The 20,069-nt window shown below is 51.6% G+C and carries 13 protein-coding genes; 3 read left to right on the top strand and 10 right to left on the bottom strand.

Annotated features, from left to right (window positions below; genetic code table 11):
• Positions 1-39 precede the first annotated feature (39 nt).
• Complete coding sequence (locus ACYVJM_RS07995) at positions 40-1,836, top strand: M61 family metallopeptidase (RefSeq protein ID WP_461147664.1); 1,797 nt, start codon at positions 40-42, stop codon at positions 1,834-1,836.
• 149 nt (positions 1,837-1,985) lie between these two features.
• Here the strand turns inward: ACYVJM_RS07995 and ACYVJM_RS07990 are convergent, their stop codons facing one another.
• From ACYVJM_RS07990 to ACYVJM_RS07970, 5 genes are all read right to left on the bottom strand, one after another.
• Positions 1,986-2,288, bottom strand: coding sequence for a hypothetical protein (locus tag ACYVJM_RS07990; protein ID WP_461147663.1), 303 nt, complete (start codon positions 2,286-2,288; stop codon positions 1,986-1,988).
• A 135-nt stretch (positions 2,289-2,423) separates the two neighbouring features.
• Positions 2,424-5,807: a DEAD/DEAH box helicase gene (locus ACYVJM_RS07985; RefSeq protein ID WP_461147662.1), complete on the bottom strand. Its 3,384-nt coding sequence runs from the start codon at positions 5,805-5,807 to the stop codon at positions 2,424-2,426.
• A gap of 54 nt (positions 5,808-5,861) precedes the next feature.
• Positions 5,862-7,097 (bottom strand): Bcr/CflA family multidrug efflux MFS transporter, encoded by a 1,236-nt coding sequence (locus ACYVJM_RS07980; protein WP_461147661.1) that lies wholly within the window; start codon positions 7,095-7,097, stop codon positions 5,862-5,864.
• Between the two features lie 156 nt (positions 7,098-7,253).
• Complete coding sequence (locus ACYVJM_RS07975) at positions 7,254-9,128, bottom strand: M1 family metallopeptidase (protein ID WP_461147660.1); 1,875 nt, start codon at positions 9,126-9,128, stop codon at positions 7,254-7,256.
• Between the two features lie 127 nt (positions 9,129-9,255).
• Positions 9,256-10,617 carry a M20/M25/M40 family metallo-hydrolase gene (locus tag ACYVJM_RS07970; protein WP_461147659.1) on the bottom strand — a complete coding sequence of 454 codons (1,362 nt, stop codon included), beginning with the start codon at positions 10,615-10,617 and terminating at the stop codon, positions 9,256-9,258.
• A 142-nt stretch (positions 10,618-10,759) separates the two neighbouring features.
• On the opposite strand from ACYVJM_RS07970, the gene ACYVJM_RS07965 reads away from it, so the two are divergent.
• Positions 10,760-12,343, top strand: a complete 1,584-nt coding sequence (locus tag ACYVJM_RS07965; RefSeq protein ID WP_461147658.1) for an amidase family protein — start codon at positions 10,760-10,762, stop codon at positions 12,341-12,343.
• A gap of 94 nt (positions 12,344-12,437) precedes the next feature.
• Here the strand turns inward: ACYVJM_RS07965 and ACYVJM_RS07960 are convergent, their stop codons facing one another.
• The 4 genes from ACYVJM_RS07960 to ACYVJM_RS07945 form a co-directional block, all read right to left on the bottom strand.
• Complete coding sequence (locus ACYVJM_RS07960; RefSeq protein WP_461147657.1) at positions 12,438-13,076, bottom strand: YciE/YciF ferroxidase family protein; 639 nt, start codon at positions 13,074-13,076, stop codon at positions 12,438-12,440.
• Between the two features lie 234 nt (positions 13,077-13,310).
• Positions 13,311-15,050, bottom strand: coding sequence for a gamma-glutamyltransferase (ggt, locus tag ACYVJM_RS07955; RefSeq protein WP_461147656.1), 1,740 nt, complete (start codon positions 15,048-15,050; stop codon positions 13,311-13,313).
• A 226-nt stretch (positions 15,051-15,276) separates the two neighbouring features.
• Entirely contained in the window at positions 15,277-16,446 is a 1,170-nt protein-coding gene (locus ACYVJM_RS07950; RefSeq protein WP_461147655.1) for an outer membrane protein assembly factor BamB family protein, read from the bottom strand.
• A gap of 196 nt (positions 16,447-16,642) precedes the next feature.
• Positions 16,643-17,791 (bottom strand): glycoside hydrolase family 5 protein, encoded by a 1,149-nt coding sequence (locus ACYVJM_RS07945; protein WP_461147654.1) that lies wholly within the window; start codon positions 17,789-17,791, stop codon positions 16,643-16,645.
• Between the two features lie 136 nt (positions 17,792-17,927).
• On the opposite strand from ACYVJM_RS07945, the gene ACYVJM_RS07940 reads away from it, so the two are divergent.
• Entirely contained in the window at positions 17,928-18,791 is an 864-nt protein-coding gene (locus tag ACYVJM_RS07940) for a sugar phosphate isomerase/epimerase family protein (protein WP_461147653.1), read from the top strand.
• A 58-nt stretch (positions 18,792-18,849) separates the two neighbouring features.
• On the opposite strand, the gene ACYVJM_RS07935 is transcribed toward ACYVJM_RS07940, so the two are convergent.
• Positions 18,850-19,932: an acyloxyacyl hydrolase gene (locus ACYVJM_RS07935; RefSeq protein ID WP_461147652.1), complete on the bottom strand. Its 1,083-nt coding sequence runs from the start codon at positions 19,930-19,932 to the stop codon at positions 18,850-18,852.
• Positions 19,933-20,069 lie beyond the last annotated feature (137 nt).

Here is a 20,069-nt window from a genome sequence, read left to right as displayed (position 1 = left end):
TTCAGTTAACTTGTTGCTTTACATTGATATAAAGCATTTATGAAAATCTCACGCTTGTTGGTTCTGGCGTTCAGTACACTCTTTTTCCAATTCACAACGGCCAAGCCCACCACGCCCCTGGTGTATGAAGTGAACCTCAACGACCGCGCCGACGATCAGTTTAAAGTGACCCTGCGAGTTAGCGGACTGACGGCCGCCAATGCCGTTTACCAGTTCGCATCAACGGCGCCAGGTACTTATCAGATTATGGATATTGGCCGCTATGTGCGGTCGTTCAAAGCATTCGATGCCAAAGGTCGCGAACTGAAAACGCAGCAGGTGTCCACCAACCAGTGGCAGTTCGATAAACCCGAAAACGTACGGACGGTGCAGTACAGTATCGCCGAAACCTGGGATACACCCGTCAACGAGCACAAACCTTACAATATGTGTGGCACGTCCATCGAAAAAGACCACGCGCTCATTAACGGGCAGGGCGTGTTCGGCTTTCCCACCGGTATGCAGGACGCACCCATCGACCTGAAACTCAACTACCCGGCCGAATGGTCGGTAGGAACGGCACTGGAAAAGAACGCAAAAGGCTACTTTACAGCGGCTAATTACGACCGCATTGTCGATTCGCCCATACTGCTTGGTCGTTTGACCAAAGCAACGACCACGGTGGCCGGGGCGCAGATCGACGTGTATACGTATTCAAAAAGCGATAAGATCAAGTCCGATCAACTGCTTACCAACATGCAGGCGATGCTCAATGCCGCCGGGCAGTTTCTGAAACAGCTACCCGTAAAACGGTACACGTTTCTGTATCACTTCGAAGATCAGGACTGGGGTGCCTGGGAACATTCCTACAGCTCCGAATACGTGATCAAAGAAGAAGAATTCTCGAAGAAGCTGGCCGACAATATGACTTCTATTGCCGCCCATGAGTTTTTTCACGTCGTGACGCCCCTCAATATTCACAGCGAAATTATCCAGCAGTTCAACTTCGTAACGCCTACCCCCTCCGAACACCTCTGGCTGTACGAAGGCGTAACCGAGTGGGCCAGCGATGCCATGCAACTGCGGGGCAAGATCATGGAGCTGCCAACGTATTTTGATGAGCTAAGTCAGAAAATAGCGTACGATAAAAGCCTGGATACGACCTACAGCCTGAGTAAGTTAGGTCTGACCTGCTATACCGACGAAGGCCAGCGGCAGTACGGCAATATCTACGCTCGCGGGGCACTGGTGGCCGGTCTGCTGGATATTCGTCTGCTGGAGCTGTCGAACGGGAAGCGTGGATTGCGTGAAGTGATCAATGAACTCGCTACCACCTACGGCCCTAATCAGGCTTTTCCCGAAAAGGAGTTCTTCACGATATTCACCCAAAAAACGTATCCCGAAATCGCAGATTTCTTTAACCGGTACGTGAAAGCGACTGAGCCGCTGCCCTTCAGCGACTATTATGGGAAATTGGGAATCACTTACATGCCTAGTGTAAATACGGGTCAGAAAGGACCCTACATGGGTATGGGAGCCGGCTTTGTCGATAATAAGTTCTTGCTGACAAGCCTGAGTGACTCATTACGCAAAGCGGGTTTGCAGGAAAAAGACGAGTGGGTTGCCTATAATGGGCAACCTGTTACGCTGGAAACGTTCAGCGCCATTCAATATGAGTTGAAGAAGCAGAAGGTGGGCGATGTGTATGAACTGACTGTCAAACGAAATGGGCAGGAACTGAAGGTTAAAGGTACGGTTCAGGAAAAGGAACTCGTTCAAAAATATAAATTTCAACTCGACCCACAGGCAACGCCCCAGCAGATTAAACTGCGGGAAGTATGGCAGCAGAATCTGTAAAAAACAGGCAAGGCGAACCACATCCGTAGCTCGCCTTGCCTGTCAATAGTATATTTTTTTACTAGTAGATCTATACCGGCACGACTAAATGACCGCACCTGTTAACTTAGTTTTAATGTGTTATTATCGTAGTTATTTAAGTAGATTTTCTAATTTAGGCATAAAGGCGCGAAGGGTGTTAACGTAGACCGCGTTGATTTGGCCAAAAGCCGTTCGGCTGTTCGCAAGGTGTTTGCTAAAAACGAAACAACTTCCCGTTCGTACGCTTCCAGCACGGCCTCAACCGTGAAGTTATCTGTACTGAAGGTCAACGTAGATTTGGTTAACGGAAGCCCATCGCGTAGTGTAGGCTTAAGAATAACAGCAATAGTACCAGTATTTTTATAGAGATAAGCGTCTGCTACGAAATCTAACTCCGTTACAGCGGCAATGGTAAGTAATAATGTAGGCATAAGTAAAAAGTTACGGTGAGTATTACGATGTAAATATAAATAACAATTCTATTGTAAATCTATAGTTTATGATAATTTATTTTCGTTAACCTAAAAAATAGTTTTTATTTTGAATAAAAATGAGAAAAAGCTGTACTAATTGAGTAATTCTAACAGGTCTTTCTTTGATAATGACTTGAGTATAGCGGTGTCGGTTCTAACCAGTTGATCAGCCAGCTCCTGCTTTGTTTCTTGGAGAAGTAAAATCTTTTCTTCGATGGTGTTGGGGCAGATCAGCCGAACGGCTACGACATTCTTTTTTTGCCCAATCCGGTAGCTTCGGTCAATGGCCTGATTTTCGACCGCCGGGTTCCACCACGGATCGACCAGGTACACGTAATCGGCTTGGGTCAGGTTGAGTCCCGTACCACCCGCTTTGAGGCTGATCAGAAACACCCGAACGCTGTCGTCGGTCTGAAACCGGTTAACGATGGTTTGCCGGTCGTTAGTTTGGCCGGTGAGGTACTCAAACCCGATCTGCCGGGCTTCGAGCTCTTTCCTGATCAGGTCGAGCATGGTCACGAACTGGGAGAAGACCAGGATTTTATGATTCGGGGATTTGTTTTCGATCTGCTCCATTAGCACGTCGATCTTGGCCGATGAGTTGCCGTAAAATTCCTCGTCGTTGAGCAGCACCGGAGCGTTGCAAATCTGGCGCAGTTTTGTGAGCCCCTGCAGCACATGCAGCTTTGCGCGGGGTATGTCGCCTTCTTTAGTTGACAGCAGATAATTTCGGAACTCCTGCTCGTAGGCGTCATACACCCGGCGCTGCTCCAGCCCCATGTCGCAGTGAATCACTATTTCTGTTTTGTCGGGCAGTTCGGTCGCTACCTGCGCTTTGGTTCGGCGGAGGATGAACGGATTGATTTTCTTCTGTAGTTCGCGGGCACGCTGGTAATCGCCAAACTTGTCGATGGGCGTGGAGTAATGCGCTCTGAAATGGTTGTAACTGCCCAGCAAACCCGGACAGGCAAATGACAATTGTCCGTACAGATCGAAGGTGTGGTTTTCGATGGGCGTACCCGTCAGCACAATCCTGTTGCGGGATTGCAGCAAACGAGCGGCCTGATACCGCTGCGACTCCGGATTTTTGATAGCCTGCGATTCGTCCAGAAAGACGTAATTGAATGGGTATTCTTTTAAGAAACGAATGTCGGACAGGAGTGTGCCGTAAGAGGTCAGGATGATCTCGTACTGGTCGAACTCGGTTTTTGTCAGGCCGCGATTTACGCCGTAAAAGGTATGTATTCGAAGACCGGGAGCAAATTTGGCCACTTCGGCCTGCCAGTTGAACAGCAGCGATTTGGGAACAATGACCAGATTTGTATTCGGTCGATTTTTGGTGCGCTGTAGTAAGATGAACGCAATGATCTGAAGGGTTTTGCCCAGACCCATATCGTCGGCCAGGCAACCGCCAAAGCCGAGTTCGTCGAGGAAGTTCAGCCAGTTCAGCCCTTCTTTCTGGTAATCCCGGAGGGTAGCCTGTAATTCATTTGGAACAGCGACGGGGCGGATGGACGTAAAATCCCGGAACCCTTTCGCAAACAGCGCCAGCTGGTCTTTTACGTCATTCAGCAGTTCTTCTTCGGCGTATAGTTCACGGATGCTCTGAAAGTTGACTTTGGGCGTTCGGATACGATCGTCGACAACGTCGCCCGCCTGGAAATAGGCCGAAAAGCGGTCGAGCCATTCGGCAGGAAGCAGGCCCTGCGTTCCATCGTCAAGCGTAACGAATCGGCTGCGATTTTTGATGGCTTTGTGCAGGTGTTTGAGCGATACCGTTTGCTTGCCGTACGACAGGCCCAGTTCCGTTTCGAACCAGTTGAGGCCGCTGCTCACCGTAACCGAAACTTTGGCTTTGTGAGGATTCAGTTTATTGTTCTTCAGCGTGTTGAATCCCAACACCTTAATTCCCTGATTGGTCCAGGCCTCGAAGGCGTCCAGAAACCACCCTTCCTCCAGCACATGTTTTTTGTGCAGATAGAAATAGCTCTGGTTAAGCTGATCGTAAAAGTCGGAATGCTCCGCCAGCACAGCCATTGTAAACGCCACTTCGGCGGCTTCGTCCCGCGCTACCGAAAATGGCTTCCCCTTGCGGTCGACGCCGTGAATCTGCCGCTTGGAGAGCACCGGTACTTCAACATTCCCATATTTCATGACCGGCGTCAGAAACACATAAGTCTCCGTACCCGACAGGTAGATAAGTCGCTCGTGTTCCTCGGCAAAGCCCTGCTGGGCCAATTGACGGGCGGTGGCCGGTTTTAGATAGGCGTACTGAATTAGAATCTGGTCTTCCAGTTCCGACAAAACCGTTTGTTGGAAGAAGTCATACTTCGACTGGTGGATGGCTAGCCTGGTCTTCTTTTTACTGAAAAACTGAATAATACGCAGGTAAGCCGGGTTGTCGATCAGATACAGCGTATCATCGAGCAGGATAAAGTAATCGTACCGAAGCGTAAGGGTATGCAGGCCATGTGTGGCTCCATTGATAATGACGGTGCCGCCAACCTCATAAAAACTGTCGCTATATTGAACGGTTAACTGAAGGCCGGTTTTCAGGCTCTCCAGTTTGATTGGGACGAGTGAGTGAGCCGTTATATTCTCCGAAACGCGGGGCGAATGGTAATAAACCGGTAGTGTCGACGGATTGTTAACGACTAGCCGCAATCCTTCCAGGTCGATCTCTTCGTTTTTCGTCCGGTGATGATTCTGGAACTTAGCCACTGCCGAATAGAACCTGACTTCGTTCAGACTATCGACTTTGGGCAGCAGGTCAAGTGGCTGGAGAACCGTTAAAGGATTCTTCGGCTTTCCGTCTTTAGCCGTTGCGGCATCGAAAAGCTCCAGACAGAAGTTATCGTAGTACCGATGCTTTGTAAACACCAGTATTCGCTTTTGAAGCGGTGATAGTTCCTCTGGTATTGGTCCCTGCCGTGTGGCTTTGGGCAGTAAGCTGGCGGTCAATCGGTCGCGGTCAGCCGGAGTAAAGGAAATGAGTTCTTCCCGCTTGGGTCGAATGCTAATGGCCTTGTTATGATACTCAAGCTGGAAGAAGTCATCCAGCCGGGCTTCGTTTTCCAGCCCGTAATTGCTGGCAACCTGCCGGATAGCCTCGTGCCGAATGGCGGGGTCGAAAAAAATACGCAGTTCCCGCCGACCAATCAGGCTGGACAGAACCTGCGTCTGGTGGGTACAGAGTTTATTTTTTGGGGCATCGCAGGTGCAGGACACCAGCAGGGAATCCCCGGTTTGTTGGACAGTAACGATGGGAAAGTACGCCACCCGCGATGCCGTTGTAAATGTTCCCTGGTCGACATCAATATGAGTCGGTATAATGTCGGCGTACGCGTCTGCCGACGACAGGAAACCCCCGCTATGCAGGGCAAGCTGGCTATCCGTCAACGTTGGCACCGTGACAGAATCCAGCCGGTAATCGTATGCGAAACTAGTGCTGTCGCTATTCTCAGAAGGGTAGGGCATTGGTGCAGGCCGTTGTCAAGTCGCCAAATTGGCTATAAATGCCAGTCAATATACTCATAACAAAGCCTCGGCCATTGGCTCGTCCAGGTTAGCGGATTTAGCCTGATGACGAATGACCCGCTCACCAATCAGCAGGATGAGCAGCCCCAGAATGATGCAGCCCGTCATGACCCCCACCATCGGGATGGCGGTGTTGTTGTGCAACAGGCTGACGGAAGCTGAAACCAGCGAGCCGAAGCCCATCCGGAAGCTCCCCATGAGGGCAGCCGCACTGCCCGCGTGCCGGGAAAACGGCGCCAGCGACAATGCCGACGCATTAGGGTTTGTGATGCCCTGCCCGCCCAGAAACAGGAACAGCATACCGATCAGGCCATATTGCCCATACCATCCCGCCCAGGTACCTAGCACCAGCAGCACACCAACTACCGTCTGGTAGATCAGCGTAGCGAAAATAATCTGTTCATTGCTGAACCGCCGAAGCAGAAACCGGTTCAATTGCGTTGGCCCGATCATGGCGATGGCCAGAAAGGCAAAAATCCAGCCGTATTGCTGAGCGCTGACGTGGTAGATATTCATAAACACGTCGGAAGAGCCCGCCAGATAAGCGAACGGGGCCGACGTAGCAATGCCGCCAACCAGCGAATAGGTTAAGAACTGGGGCTGTTTCAGCACGGTATAGAAACTGCCCATGACAGCCTTCGGACGAAGGGACAAGGATGCATCGGGCGCTTTACCATTCGGCAGAACGAAATAGATGCCCACTAGCATCAGGATGGTGATAATGGCCAGAATGACGAAAATCGAATGCCAGCCAAAGGCAACAGTGGCATACCCGCCAACCGTCGGCGCAATCATGGGCGAAACGGCCACCACGAGCGTAAGCAACGAAAAGACCTGCGCAATTTCACCCACCGGAAACAGATCGCGTACCAGTGCCTGAGCTGCCACCAATCCCACGCAGCCGCCAAGCGCCTGCAACAGGCGCATGGCAATGAGCATCTCGATCGACGAGCTGAAGGCACAGCCAATCGAAGCAATTCCGTACACGATCAATCCCGCATATAACGGACGCTTTCGGCCATACCGGTCGAGGAGGGGGCCGTACAAAAGCTGCCCCACCGAAATGCCCACCAGATAAGCCGTTAGCGAAAGCTGAACCTGCGAAATGGACGTATGAAGATCTCGGGCAATAGCCGGAAAGCCCGGCAAATACATGTCGATGGAAAACGGACTGATTGTCGAGAGCGCCCCTAAAATCAGGATAATAACAAAATGCTGTCGGCGAGTCATAAACTCAACTGGGAGGTACGTATTTACATACGCGTTCCAGTAACCGATTGTTCCCGCCGGGCGGGCAGTTGTTAGGGGAGGGGGTATCGGGATTGACGGGGGATAACAGGTAACGCCATACGGTCGTGCCAAACACGACCGTATGGCGGCCCGGTCTTACTTTGCTTTCCAGACGTTGTTCCGCTCGTCGGCGTCCATGAAAATGCCGCCTTCCAGTCGAATGGATGCCACCTTCTTCTTGACCGGAATCTTCACCACCGCAAGGCGCTGGTTGGCCTGCCAGATAGCCGGTGTCTGGTGAGATGTCTGGGATGTGCCATCGGTAAAGGTCAAGACAATATCCGTCGGGGCTACATACCCGCCAATGTTCTGAATCGAAACGGTACAAAGTGTTGGCGTTGTGACAACGTTCTGGACGGCGAGGTCGATGTAGTTATTACTGAAAAACCAGTTGGTCCAGAACCAGTTCAGGTCTTTGCCCGATGCGTTGTTGAAACTGTAGAACATATCCCAGGGGGTGGGGTGTTTGCCATGCCAGCGGGCCATGAATTCGAGCAGGCTCTTTTTAAAGTCGGTATCGCCCAGCAGTTCTTTAAGTGCCAGATAGCCCAGCGCGGCCTTCCCATATTCATTGTTGCCCATGGCCGCTCCGCTCAGCACGTTGGCGGGGGTAATGATCGGCAAATCCTGTTCCGCCGACGGGTCCTTGATCCAACTGCGTACCCGAAACAGCTGGAAGTTCTTCATCGCCTGATCGTTGCCTAAGTCGGCCTGACTGATCAGGTATTCAAAAGCCGTTACCCAGCCTTCGTCCATAAATCCGTAGCGCGTTTCGTTGATACCCATGTAGAACGGAAACCAGGTATGGGCAATCTCGTGCTCGGCCACAAACCGCGAAAAATTCAGGTCGTTAGTGCTGCCGTCATTCACCATCATCGGGTATTCCATATCGGCAAAGCCCTGAACGATGGTTGTTTTAGGATAGGGGTAAGGCACACCGGGGGTGTTGTTGGAAAACCAGTCGAGCGCGTGCCGACCGAAGCCCACCATCTCGTGAAAGTCTTTGGCCGTGTCCAGAAAAGCCGCCTGCACACTCGACCGCCGGTTGGTCTTTTTATCGACCACCACGCTCGACGCATCCCAGACGTATTGGTTGCTGATGCACAGGGCCATGTCGGGCACGTAACTGGCTTTCCATTTCCAGGAATTGACCGGTTGCTGCATCGTTACATTTTTGGTAGCCAGATCAGCGAGGGTTGCTACGTGAATGATAGCGTCCGTTTGCAGGGATTCGCTCAGGCGTTTGGCGTAGGTGGGTTGCAGCACTTCGGCCGCATTCTGCAAATCGCCGGTGGCCCAAACGAGGTAATCTTTCGGTACGTTGACCGTGAGCGTGTAGTCATTGAAATCGTTGTAAAACTCCTGAGCTTCGGTAAAGGTCGTGCGGTCCCAGCCGTAGTAATCGTCCATCACGGCTACCCTTGGGTAAAAGTAAGCCAGGAAAAAGGTCGTTGAATCCAATACACCTTCGCGCCCGCTTTCTTTGGAAACATCGTAGTGCCACTCGAAGGCCAGTTTTATCGAGTCGCGGGGCATGAGAGGCTGTGTCAGCGCCACCTGCCGCTGGGTGGTATTCCCCGCATCCCGCCAGATTTTATCGTTTCTGCCTTCCGTATACTTATCGATGTGAATTCCCGATGTCAGGTAATCATCGGAGGCTGGCGACTGCCGCACCGCGCCGGGTTTATGGCTGTTCAGGATCAGCTTGAAAACGAGCGACCTGAGTGTATCGGGGCTGTTGTTGATGTAGGTGATCTCTTCCTTCCCGCGAATGGTTCGGTTGGGGGGAGTGGCTGTAATGGTGATGTTGTAGCGGGCAAAGTTCTGCCAGTAGTTTTTTCCGGGTTTGCCATCCAAAGAGCGGGTTCCTTTCTGGTAAGCCTGCTTCACGTTGCGTGGCATGTATAACCCCTGGGCCGTTACGGTTCCGCCGAGAATGGCAAGACAAAAAGCGAGTGTGAGTGATTTCATTGAAATACGCTGGTAGAGACTGTACTGCCGCAAGCTACAAAAAAGATATACGCCGGAAGGGGTATTGGTAGGAGTGGTTCGGGGTTGGTTGAGACAAATGCCAAACCACTCCTGAGTGAATATTCGTTTACCGGCCTGTACCTGTTTTGGCTTTCGTGGCGGTCGTTCCTTTATCCAGTCCGGCTTCGGCCAGTAGAACCAGCAGAATGCGCTGCATACCCAGGTAACCTTTGTCGTTCAGCCACCACTCGTTCAGGGAGTGTTCGCCCCCGCCGATGCCGCCACTCCCGATGGTAACGGCCGGAATTCCCAGCGCAATAGGCGTATTGGCGTTTGTTGAAGCCACATCCAACTGGGGAGCTACGTTCATGTAGCGGGTAGCGGCCATGGCTCGCTGAACGATAGCCGCCGACGTGTCGGTTTTGCCCGATGGCCGATCGCCGATTTTTTTCACCTCCACCGTCAGGTCCGGACCCTGCCGTTTGACGCCGTTCTCCTCGTTCAATGCCCGCTGAACGGCTGCCTGTAATAACTGGTCGACTTCATTGAGCTTCTCGGGACTTTCGGAGCGCATATCGATCTCCATCCACGACTCGTAGGGTATGGCATTAACGGATGTGCCGCCGTTAATTACACTGACACTAAAGGTTGTCTTCACGCCCTGCCGCGTCACCTTATCGGCTTCAGTGGTGAAGTAATAAATGGCTTTCCCGAGGGCGCTGTGCGGGTTGACAATCCCGAACGACCCGTACGAGTGCCCGCCCGGTCCCTTAAACGTGATCCGGTACCGGTGCGAACCCAGACCCCGGTGAACGATGCTGCTGATGCCGTCGCCATCCACGGCAATATAGGAATCGACTTTGGGTCCGCCTTTTCGAAGGAGGTGCTTCACCCCGCGCAGGTCGCCCAATCCTTCTTCACCCACGGCCCCCACAAACAGTACATCGGCATCGGTCTCGATCGAGGCAGCTTCCATACCTTTCAGGACGGCCAGAATGGCGGTTAACCCGCGTGTGTCGTCGCCTACTCCCGGCGCGTAGAGGGTGTCGCCTTTAGGCTTGACTTTTACATCCGTGCCTTCCGGGAAAACGGTATCCAGATGTGATTCCACGACCACGGTTTTGGTACCCTTCCGGCCTTTTCGTTTGGCGATCACGTTGCTCACCTCGTCAATCCAGACCGAGTCGGCACCGGCCTCCTTCAGCATGGCCGCGTATTTTTTTGCGCGAACGATTTCTTTGAAGGGCGGAGAAGGTGTTTCGGTCAAATTGATCAGATCCTTCATCGTTTGCGATTCAAGATCAACAAAAAACTGAAAGGCTTTTTTTACCGAAGGCTGAGTAGCCAGCGCATTCACTTCGTCAACGTACCGCTTCTCGACTCCGGAAATTGATTGTGTTTTAGAGGGCGTCTGTTGCGCCTGAAGCGGTTGCCAAATCGAAAAAAGAGAAATATAAGCTAGGGCAGGCAGAAGGAGTACTCGATTCATAGGAAGTGTATATGCACAAAACGTGGTGAAAGAAATATGAAATTAAACTATTTGAGGTTTTAAGATTTTCTTCGGCAGAAAAGCGTATTATTATGCCATAAACTCACTGTAATAGCGCCAAAGTTATTGTTTATTCTGTTAAATGAAGAAATACATATATTCTCTTTCTCTTCTTTATGTTGTTGTGATGGCGTCGGCTTACGGGCAGTCGTTCAATGCTAAAACCATTCCCGAAGCTACCGTCACCAGTTTACATGCCGCCATGCAGGCGGGTAAACTGAGCGCTGTTCAACTGGTACAACTGTACCTGGACCGCATCGAAGCTTATGACAAACAGGGGCCTTACCTGAACGCCATTATTATGGTCAACCCCAAAGCTCTGGCCGAAGCCCGGCGGCTGGATTCACTCTACAAAGCAACCGGCAAAATGGTCGGCCCGCTGCACGGCATTCCGGTCATTGTGAAAGATAATTACGATACCTACGACATGCCCACTACCAACGGCACACTGGCCATGAAAAAGTCGATTCCGCCCGACGATGCTTATGTGGTGCGGAAAATTCGGGAAGCCGGAGCCATCATCATCGCCAAGTCAAATCTGGCAGAGTTTGCTTACTCGGGGCAGTTTTCGGTGAGTTCTATTTTGCCGGGGTATTCCCGAAACCCTTATGACACCAAACGGACAACGGCCGGGTCGAGTGGAGGAACGGCAGCTGCCGTTACGGCCAATTTCGGGACGATCGGCTTGGGAACGGATACGGGAAGCTCCATTCGCGGACCCGCTTCACACCAGAGTCTGGTGGGTTTTCGGCCAACGCTGGGCCTTGTCAGTCGGGATGGGATCGCGCCATTGGCGATGACGAACGATACCGGCGGACCCATTTGCCGAACGGTGGAAGATGCCGTTCGGGTGCTCGATGTGATTGTAGGGTACGACAAGGCAGATACCGTAACAAAGCGCAGTGAAGGGAGGATTCCGCAAACGTATCGGCAGTTTCTGGACAAAGACGGGTTGAAAGGAGCACGAATTGGTGTTTTCCGCCAGATGGTCATGCCGAAGAATTCAGACCCGCAGGTGTACGCCCTTTTCAACAAAGCGTTGGACGAACTTCGGGCTGCGGGGGCAATTGTGATCGACTCCGTTCGGGTACCTCAACTTGATACGATCAACAAATCCTTCGATACCATTCCGCAACTACGGCGCGATTTCAACTTGTACCTGGCGAGTCTGGGGCCTAACGCACCGCATAAAACGCTGGAGTCTATCGTTAAATCACGCCAGTTTCACCCCTATCTGGAAAAGGGACTGCTGGATGCCATAGCGGACACACTGGCACCGGAAGCGCACAAAGGCTGGGGTAAGAATCTGGCACTGCGGGAGCGGCTCCGTCAGTTGCTACTGCGGGCGATGGACTCCACCCAGGTCGATGCGCTGGTATATCCGTCGTTCAGTTACCCGCCCCGGCTCATCGGCGATCTGAATACGCCCTCGGGAACGAACAATAATGCCTTGTCGCCCCCAACGGGATTTCCGGCATTTTCGGTGCCAATGGGTTTTACGTACGATGTGCTGCCCGCCGGGTTACAGTTCTTCGGCAGACCCTTTAGTGAGCCAACCCTGATCAAACTGGCGTATGCCTACGAACAGGCCACCCGCCACCGCCGACCGCCGGAAAGTACACCCGCGCTACCGAAGAAAAAGCATAAACCCGTAGTGGTTCAGTAGTTATTGAGTTATGAATGGGTTGTGTCCGTGAGGTCGGGTCAAAGGACCCGACCTCACGGACACAACCCACTGATTGATGGTTGGTGCTCTATCACTATACTCCCAACGGACCCCCCAGTGTAATGTCTGAATCGGGGCCGTGTGGGACAGGACGACTGGCGTGATGGCTACCGGGGTGTTTTTCTTCCTCCTCTTTGGAACGCTTGTTAACGAACGATTGAGCCAAAATGGTCAGTCGGTGATCTTCTTCCTTTTCCTCTTCCAGCGTCTTTTCAATCAATTCGGCCGACTGGCTGAAATCAAGCGTACGCGCTAATGTAAGAAGTGAACCATAGGACGCAATTTCATAGTGCTCAATCTTTTGGGCCGCAATAATTAGCCCGGCGTCGCGGGTGAGCGATCCAGATTCTGTTTCTGAGACAACCCGTTTCGCGTCGCCAATCAGCCCGTCGATACCATCCGACAGATGTGTATCTGCTTTTATGCCGATAATCCTGAAGACTTCTTCCAGCCGCTCCACCTGAATACGGCTTTGCTCCTGATGCGCCAGAAAAGCACTGCGGACTTCATTTGTTGTGCTGGCGTCGGCCTGATCGCCCAGTGCATCGACCGCTCGCTTTTCAGCGTAATAAGCACTTTTTAGCTCACTAATAAAGAGGTCTCGTAAGCCTTCGTCGGTGTTGGAATCGTTACCACTAAAAAAACTTGCTATCCGATCTGCCAGGTTTGCCATACTAGTTTACTAATTTAAGGTAATCCAAATATTTAATGAGGTATTAACTAATTTTATGCCAACGGCTGAACGTCAGTGTATTACTGATTTTTCCTGATGCGGTTTGATTCTGTTTTTCCACACCGTTTGTAGTGAAATTTCACTCCGTTTCCAATAAGTGCAGTACATAAGTAACGGCTATTCAGCTACTCATCAATATACGGCAACGGCTAAATATAAATTGCATTTTGCAGTTTAAAAACCGGCTGCCTGACCATCTTTACGCATCTCAGTGGCTCCCCTATAAATACGATTGGCAGCATCCCACTGGACGGCCTGATAGCCTCCGAAAAAATCGGTTGGTGCGAGGTGGTGGCCGCGCTTTTCCAGCTCAGCTCTGACATCGGCGGAGATACCGCTTTCCAATGCCAGCTTCCCGCCATCGGTCATGACAGTGCCAATGGGTTCACTACTGCCCGAGTGGCTGAATCGGGCGGCATCGCCGGCTTCCTGAACGTTCATGCCAAAGTCGATAATGTTGCACAATACCTGCACATGACCCTGGGGCTGCATAGCGCCCCCCATAACCCCAAAACTTAAAAACGGCTCTCCATCCTTCGTGACGAAACCCGGAATGATCGTGTTGAATGGCCGTTTGGCCGGGGCATAAACGTTGGCATGGCCAGGCTCCAGATTAAAGCTCGTGCCCCGGTTATGAAAAACAAATCCAAGACCATCCGGCACCATGCCGCTGCCGAATTCCAGCATATTACTCTGGATGAGCGATACCATATTGCCCTGCTCATCGGCTACGGTCAGGTAGACGGTATCGCCCGTGCGGAGGGTCGGGTCACCGGCATCCAGACGGGCAGACGCTTTCTTAGGGTCGATGAGTTTGCGTCGGTTGGCTGCATAGTCCTTAGCGAGCAACTGACGTACGGGTATGTTGGCGAATTCGGGATCGGCATAGTATCTGGCCCGGTCTTCAAAGGCTAGTTTCTTGGCTTCGACCAGCAGGTGCAGATAGTCGGCGCTGTTGTGCCCCAGTCTTTTGAGGTCATACCCTTCCAGCAGATTAAGCATCTGCAAAACGGCTATTCCTTGTCCATTTGGTGGTAATTCGAATACGTCGTAGCCTCGGTAGTTTACCGAAACCGGGTCGACCCAGGTGCTCTTACAAGCGGCCAGATCGGCTTTTCGAAGGTGTAAGCCTGCTCGCCGTGCGTACCGGTCCATGGCGTCGGCAAGGCTGCCTTTATAGAACGCATCCCGTCCACCGGCAGCTATTTTTTCGTACGTAGCTGCCAGATCCGTGTTGCGAAATACCTGCCCTTCAACCGGTGCTTTCCCGTTGATCAGGAACGTACGGCGGAAGTTGTCGAACTCCTGAACAATGTTCTCGTTGGCGGCTAAGCGGGCTGCGGCCACCTGCCAGGAGTAGGCAATTACCTGCGGTACCGGAACGCCTTCGCGCGCGTAGCGGATACCTGGTGCCAGCAGCGTACGAACGGGTAACTTGCCAAATCGCTGGTGCAGGGTAAACCAGCCATCTACCGCACCCGGAACCGACACAGATAATGGGCCGTATAACGGGATTTGCGTGCGGGTGCCTAACTCGGTGCGTAATGTATTGTAGGTCAGGGACGCGGGCGATCTGCCGCTTGCGTTCAATCCATATAATTTATGCTCTTTCGCCGACCAGACAAGCGCAAATAGGTCGCCCCCGATACCGCCGTTGTTTGGCTCGACCACCCCGAGGGCGGCATTGGCCGCAATGGCGGCATCGACAGCCGTGCCGCCCTGCCTGAGTATGTCCAGCGCAATTTGTGTGGCTAATGGGTGACTGGTAGCAACCATCCCGTGCCGCCCCAGAATTGGACTTCGGGTAGCGAAGTTAGGTCCCGTTATCCGGTCTCCTTTACCGGTAATCTGCCCATAAAGGGGGGAAGTCAGGAGCCAGAGCATTCCTAGAAAGTAGGCAATCCGGGTATTCATGCCGAGATAGATGGGTAAGAAAAGGGATGACGAACACACAGCTTAGGTTGACCCGGGCTCGTGCGCTGCGTCGAACACAACGTACTTAGTAAAATGGAGAGAATGTCCTATCTACTTGCCTTGTGCGTATTTTCGATACATTTTACCCCATATCGCTACCGCATCAGGCGGCTTTGTTACACCTGATAGACGTTGCTCTTGAAATGGCTTTCTTTCAGAATATAGCTTAGTGCCCATTAGGCTGGATGCTACCCAGTCCCCGGAAAACAGAACCGTTTTGCAATTGAACGCAGGCACTTTTAACGACATTGCCCGATGCCGTATATGCCCACTTTTTGAGACCTGTTCTGCGGTTGAGTGCATAAAGGGTATTACCACCCCCAACATAGATGATATCGCCTACGACAGTTGCTACGGTAATAGATGAGGATAATAAATGGGTCTCCCAAATTATAGCGCCCGTTTGCGTGTTCAGCGCATAAAATATGCCGTTTTCACAACCTGTGTACAAAAGACCCTGAGACGCTGTAGGGGCTGACGAAATAAACGTCGATGGCGTGAATAACCAGCGTTTTTTGCCATCAACAGGAGAATAAGCTGCTAGTGTAGCAGGGCCATCGTAAGGGACAAACAGGAGCTTTTGATCCGTTGAAATACCAGCATGAATTGTGAAAGAATCATGAATTTTCCATTTGAGAGCCCCTGTCGAATCATTAATCGCCAGAAGGGAGCCATTGGCGTCACCTACGTATACCGCTGCATTTAACCAGATAGGGCTGGTGTAAAAAGGGGCATCGGATGAGTATTTCCACTTTAGAGTACCCTTGCTGGCATCGATGGCATAAAGCAGGCCATCACTTCCGCCAAAATAAACGGTACCTCCAGAAAGGAGCGGGCAGTTTTCGTCCATGTTCGACAATGCTCCTGCAACTGTCTGTTTGCCTGCCTGAAATGACCATTTAACAGAACCTGTGCCAAGGTCCAAGGCGTAGAGTGTCGTAAAGTTCGGCTCATTAACATCCCAGAAGGCCTTGTGGCTGGTTAGAACATAAATAGTTTGGTCGGTCACCTTCGCCGAAAAAACAGGTCCGGTAGAAAGGGCCTGCTTCCACTTGAATGCGCCCGTCAGTGCATCAAATGCATACATGCCCGCTGCCGAAGAAGTGCCTACAATGACAAGTCCATCTGCCACAACCGGCGACGCATCTATGCGTACATCGCTTACTTTTTGCTGCCATATCAGTTTGCCGGTCGTTGCGTTCAGCGCATGGATTACACCGTCATCCGAGTTGATGAAAACGGTCGGATACGTCCTGCCTCGAACCGAATAAGAGCAATTGGTCAGGCTTAAAACGATTATGAACAGTCCTGCTAAGTTACGTAAACACACTGCCATGTCTATTGTCTGTTTTAGCTTAGACAGGCAGGTAGAGTAATGTAACTTTAAAGGGTAATTAAATGCTTTATTTATAGGGTATGTCCTAAATATCCTTAAATACTTGCCAGTCAATGTGCGTGCTTACATACATTCGACTGGATACCGGTACGGTTAACAGGGCGTTGGTCCAACTGTAGGCTTTGTTGATTCCGGCTTATACCTTTCGAATCAAGTCCAGTAGTTTTCGGTCGAGTTTATACCCATGCCAGTCTTCGTAAGCTACATCGGTCCGACCCGAATTCAGGATGCCAAAATCGCCGATAAACTCCCAAAGCGCAAAGCCAATTCCGTTTTTAGATAGGATATCGAGTACATCGCCAAACCAGGCCAGGAATACATCGTGCGGGGTTTTATTCCAGCAGCCGCACTCGCCACAATGCACGCCAACGCCTTTATTGACCAACTCGATCCAGGGCTGGTAGAAGGTTTCCAGCATGGCCCGGCTCAGGTATTTGTCGCCCACCTGCCCTGGCCATTTAGGTTCGGGCAGATGCTCCGGGTCTTTGTTGGCCCAGGGTGCTTTGTAGTGGGAAATAATGCCCGGATTATACCCCCGGCAGCTTTGGGCGATGTTGAGATCGGCGATGGATGGAATCACCGACGAGCCGGTGTCATTGCCATCGGCAATGATAAGGTGGTTCTTGTTTTCTTTCCAGATAGCCTCCGAAGCCGCCAGCGCCACTTTTCGGTACACTTCCCCCGGAACCGTTCCCCGCTTGGAGTGCTGGTCGTTCATGTCGGCCCGCATACCGGGTTCGTTCAGCAAGTCGAAGCTGATCTTTTTTGCCGATACATTCCTGTATCGTTTCGCCCACATGTTCCAGTGGAAACAGAACGCATCCAGGGCCGTCTGATCGGTCCATAGGTTATAGGGTTCGTGGAAGCCCGCATTGACACAGTAGCCCGGTGCACGGTGCAGGTTCAGGCTCACGTGCAAATTATGCTTGTGCGCCATAGTTACCAGCTCATCTATCCGGTCGATGGCCTGCGGGTCGATCTGATAGACTTCATCCGGAGTGATGTTACGGCTCCGGTCGAACTTCAGGTAATATGGATACGCCATTGGCAGCCGGACGAAGTCGAAACCCCAGTCCTGCATCCATTTGAGGTGGTCTTCCTGCGTACCTTTCCGACTCTTGGCCGGATCGGGCGAGAAGAAGTCCAGCAGGTTAAATCCCTTCCATTTGGGTAGTTTGTTTTTGGCTACAGTGGCCGGAGCCGGGCTGGCCAGAAGCTCGGGGCCAGTGGTGCTGAGGGCTGCCGTAAGCAAACCCGTGTTCTGGATAAACGTCCTTCGTTGCATGGAAAAAAGAGGCTGTAGTTGCGGTAATCTACTTATCGATAGTCGGATGTTGTAACAGTAAAAAGGGTGGGGACAGCGCCTTATTGAGCGAACTCTTCCTGTTGAATGAACAGGCATCAAAGAAAAACCTGTAACCATGAAAAAAATTGTTTTCTCGTTGTATCTGGCAACGACAATTGCCCTGGGGATAACCGAAAGTGTTGCCCAGAAAGGTAAACCACTGTATACGTTCCCGGTAGGCGTTCAGGCCTATACCTACCGCGCCAGCTTTCCTAAAGATGTTATCGCAACGTTAGATACGATCAAAGCGCTGGGTATCACCGAAATGGAAGGCAGTGCGCCCAAAGGATTTACCGAAGCAGAATTCAAGAAGGCTTGCGATGAGCGGGGTATTAAAATCCCGGCAACGGGCATGGGCTACGAGCAGATCGTAAAAGAACCCATGGAAGCCGTACAGAAAGCCAAAGCCCTGGGAGCCTCCTTCGTGATGGTGGCCTGGATTCCGCATCAGAAAGGGAACTTCTCGCTGGAGAACGCCAAGAAAGCCGTTGAGGATTTTAACCGGGTAGGTAAGACGCTGAAAGAAAATGGCATTACGTTTTGCTACCACAACCACGGTTACGAGTTTCAGCCCTATCAGGATGGAACCCTGTACGATTACATCGTCAAGAATACGAACCCCGAATATGTTTCGTTCGAAATGGATATTTTGTGGACCCAGCACGGCGGGGGCGATCCGGTTGCGCTGCTGAAAAAATATGGTAGCCGGTATAAACTGATGCACTTGAAAGACCTTAAAAAAGGAATAAAAGGTGATCTGACGGGGGGGACCCCGCCCGAGAATGACGTGACCCTCGGCGATGGACAAGTGAATATTCCCGAAATCTTACGTCTGGCCAAAAAAGCGGGTGTCAAGCATTATTTCATCGAAGACGAAAGCAATAAAGAATACGAACAAATGCCCAAAAGCATTGCGTACCTGAAAAGTCTGAAGCAGTAAGTCAATAACGTGTCAAGTCAACAGGGCAGCTGGTCAGGATGAACAGCTGCCCTGTTTGTTAAAACCGTACCCCCGTGCGTAAGTCGAATCCCTCGGCCACGTTCAGCCTGGCTCTCAGGCCCACGCCCAGCAGATAACGATCACGTACAGTATACAAGAGCTGGTATCGTTGAAACAAACGCCCCTCGGGGAGTGCCGCCGGTTGTATGAGGTTCCAACCCAGATGTGTCGTGAAGGTGTACCGGCCAAGCCATAGCTCGTAACCTCCTAGCAACCCTAGCTGCCGATGGCTGCCCAGCTGGTTTTCCCGGCGGAACTGTTCCCGAATGTAGCCATCGTCCACAAACTCCAGCCCACCCGTAAAGGCGTGAAACCGACTGAGCCGATAGCCGGCCGTAGCCGATACGCCCCAAAGCCACCCGGCCGTTTCCGGTAGATTATCCGTTTGGGGCAGCGTCCTTACCGAGCCAAATGCCATCACCCGCCTGGTAAATCGGTGATTAAGCCTCGGCTTTGGCCAGTAAGCCGGATCGGGCAACGGTGTTGAATCGGTTATGTACAGTAATCCCAGTCCCAGCGTCGGAAAATTCATACCCCGATTGGGTTGACGGATGCCACCATTGGAGATATGGTTATAACTGGCGGTTACCGATGCGTGGATATGCCGGGTCAGGCGGTGATGCGCACTGGCGGAAAGGGCCAGCATGCCGCTTAGGGGCGACCCGAAAAACGTATTTCCAGGGTTCGACTCGGCATTATATACCCGCGTGATGTACGCTAGGCCAGCCGTTGCCCTAAGGGAAAAATAAAGCGGTTTCCGGTGCCGAATCAGCGGCTCGAAATACCCGCCCAGCCCCACTGTTCGGCCTAATTCGGCGGGATTATTAAACGCCACATAATTGACGTAGGCACCCGTACGGGCAAAGCAGTTGCAGCGTTCGTAAGCTGCCCGGTTGAATGCCGTTCGGCTGTAGGTGAGCTCTGCCCCTATGGGTCGACTTTGTGAGATGGCTTTTAAATCGGGCGCATGCGGGATGATAAAGCCGGTGAATGTATGCACACCAATTTGCTGACGTACCGAATCGCCCAACGGTAGGTGTATTACTGACCAAAGTCCGCTCAGGATTACCAACAGATTCATGCCAATACCTTTTTAGACTAGTGTAGAACGCTTTAAATCAGACGAATAAATGATCGAATATTAGTTATGCTAGTAAATTTATTAGTAAAACATTTGATTTTGATAGTATTACTATCATTTGTGAATATTAATCTTAC

It is taken from the genome of Spirosoma pulveris (genome assembly GCF_054781875.1).
The sequence above is the reverse complement of the archived record's forward strand: the minus strand, read 5'-3'. Positions and strand labels throughout refer to the sequence as shown.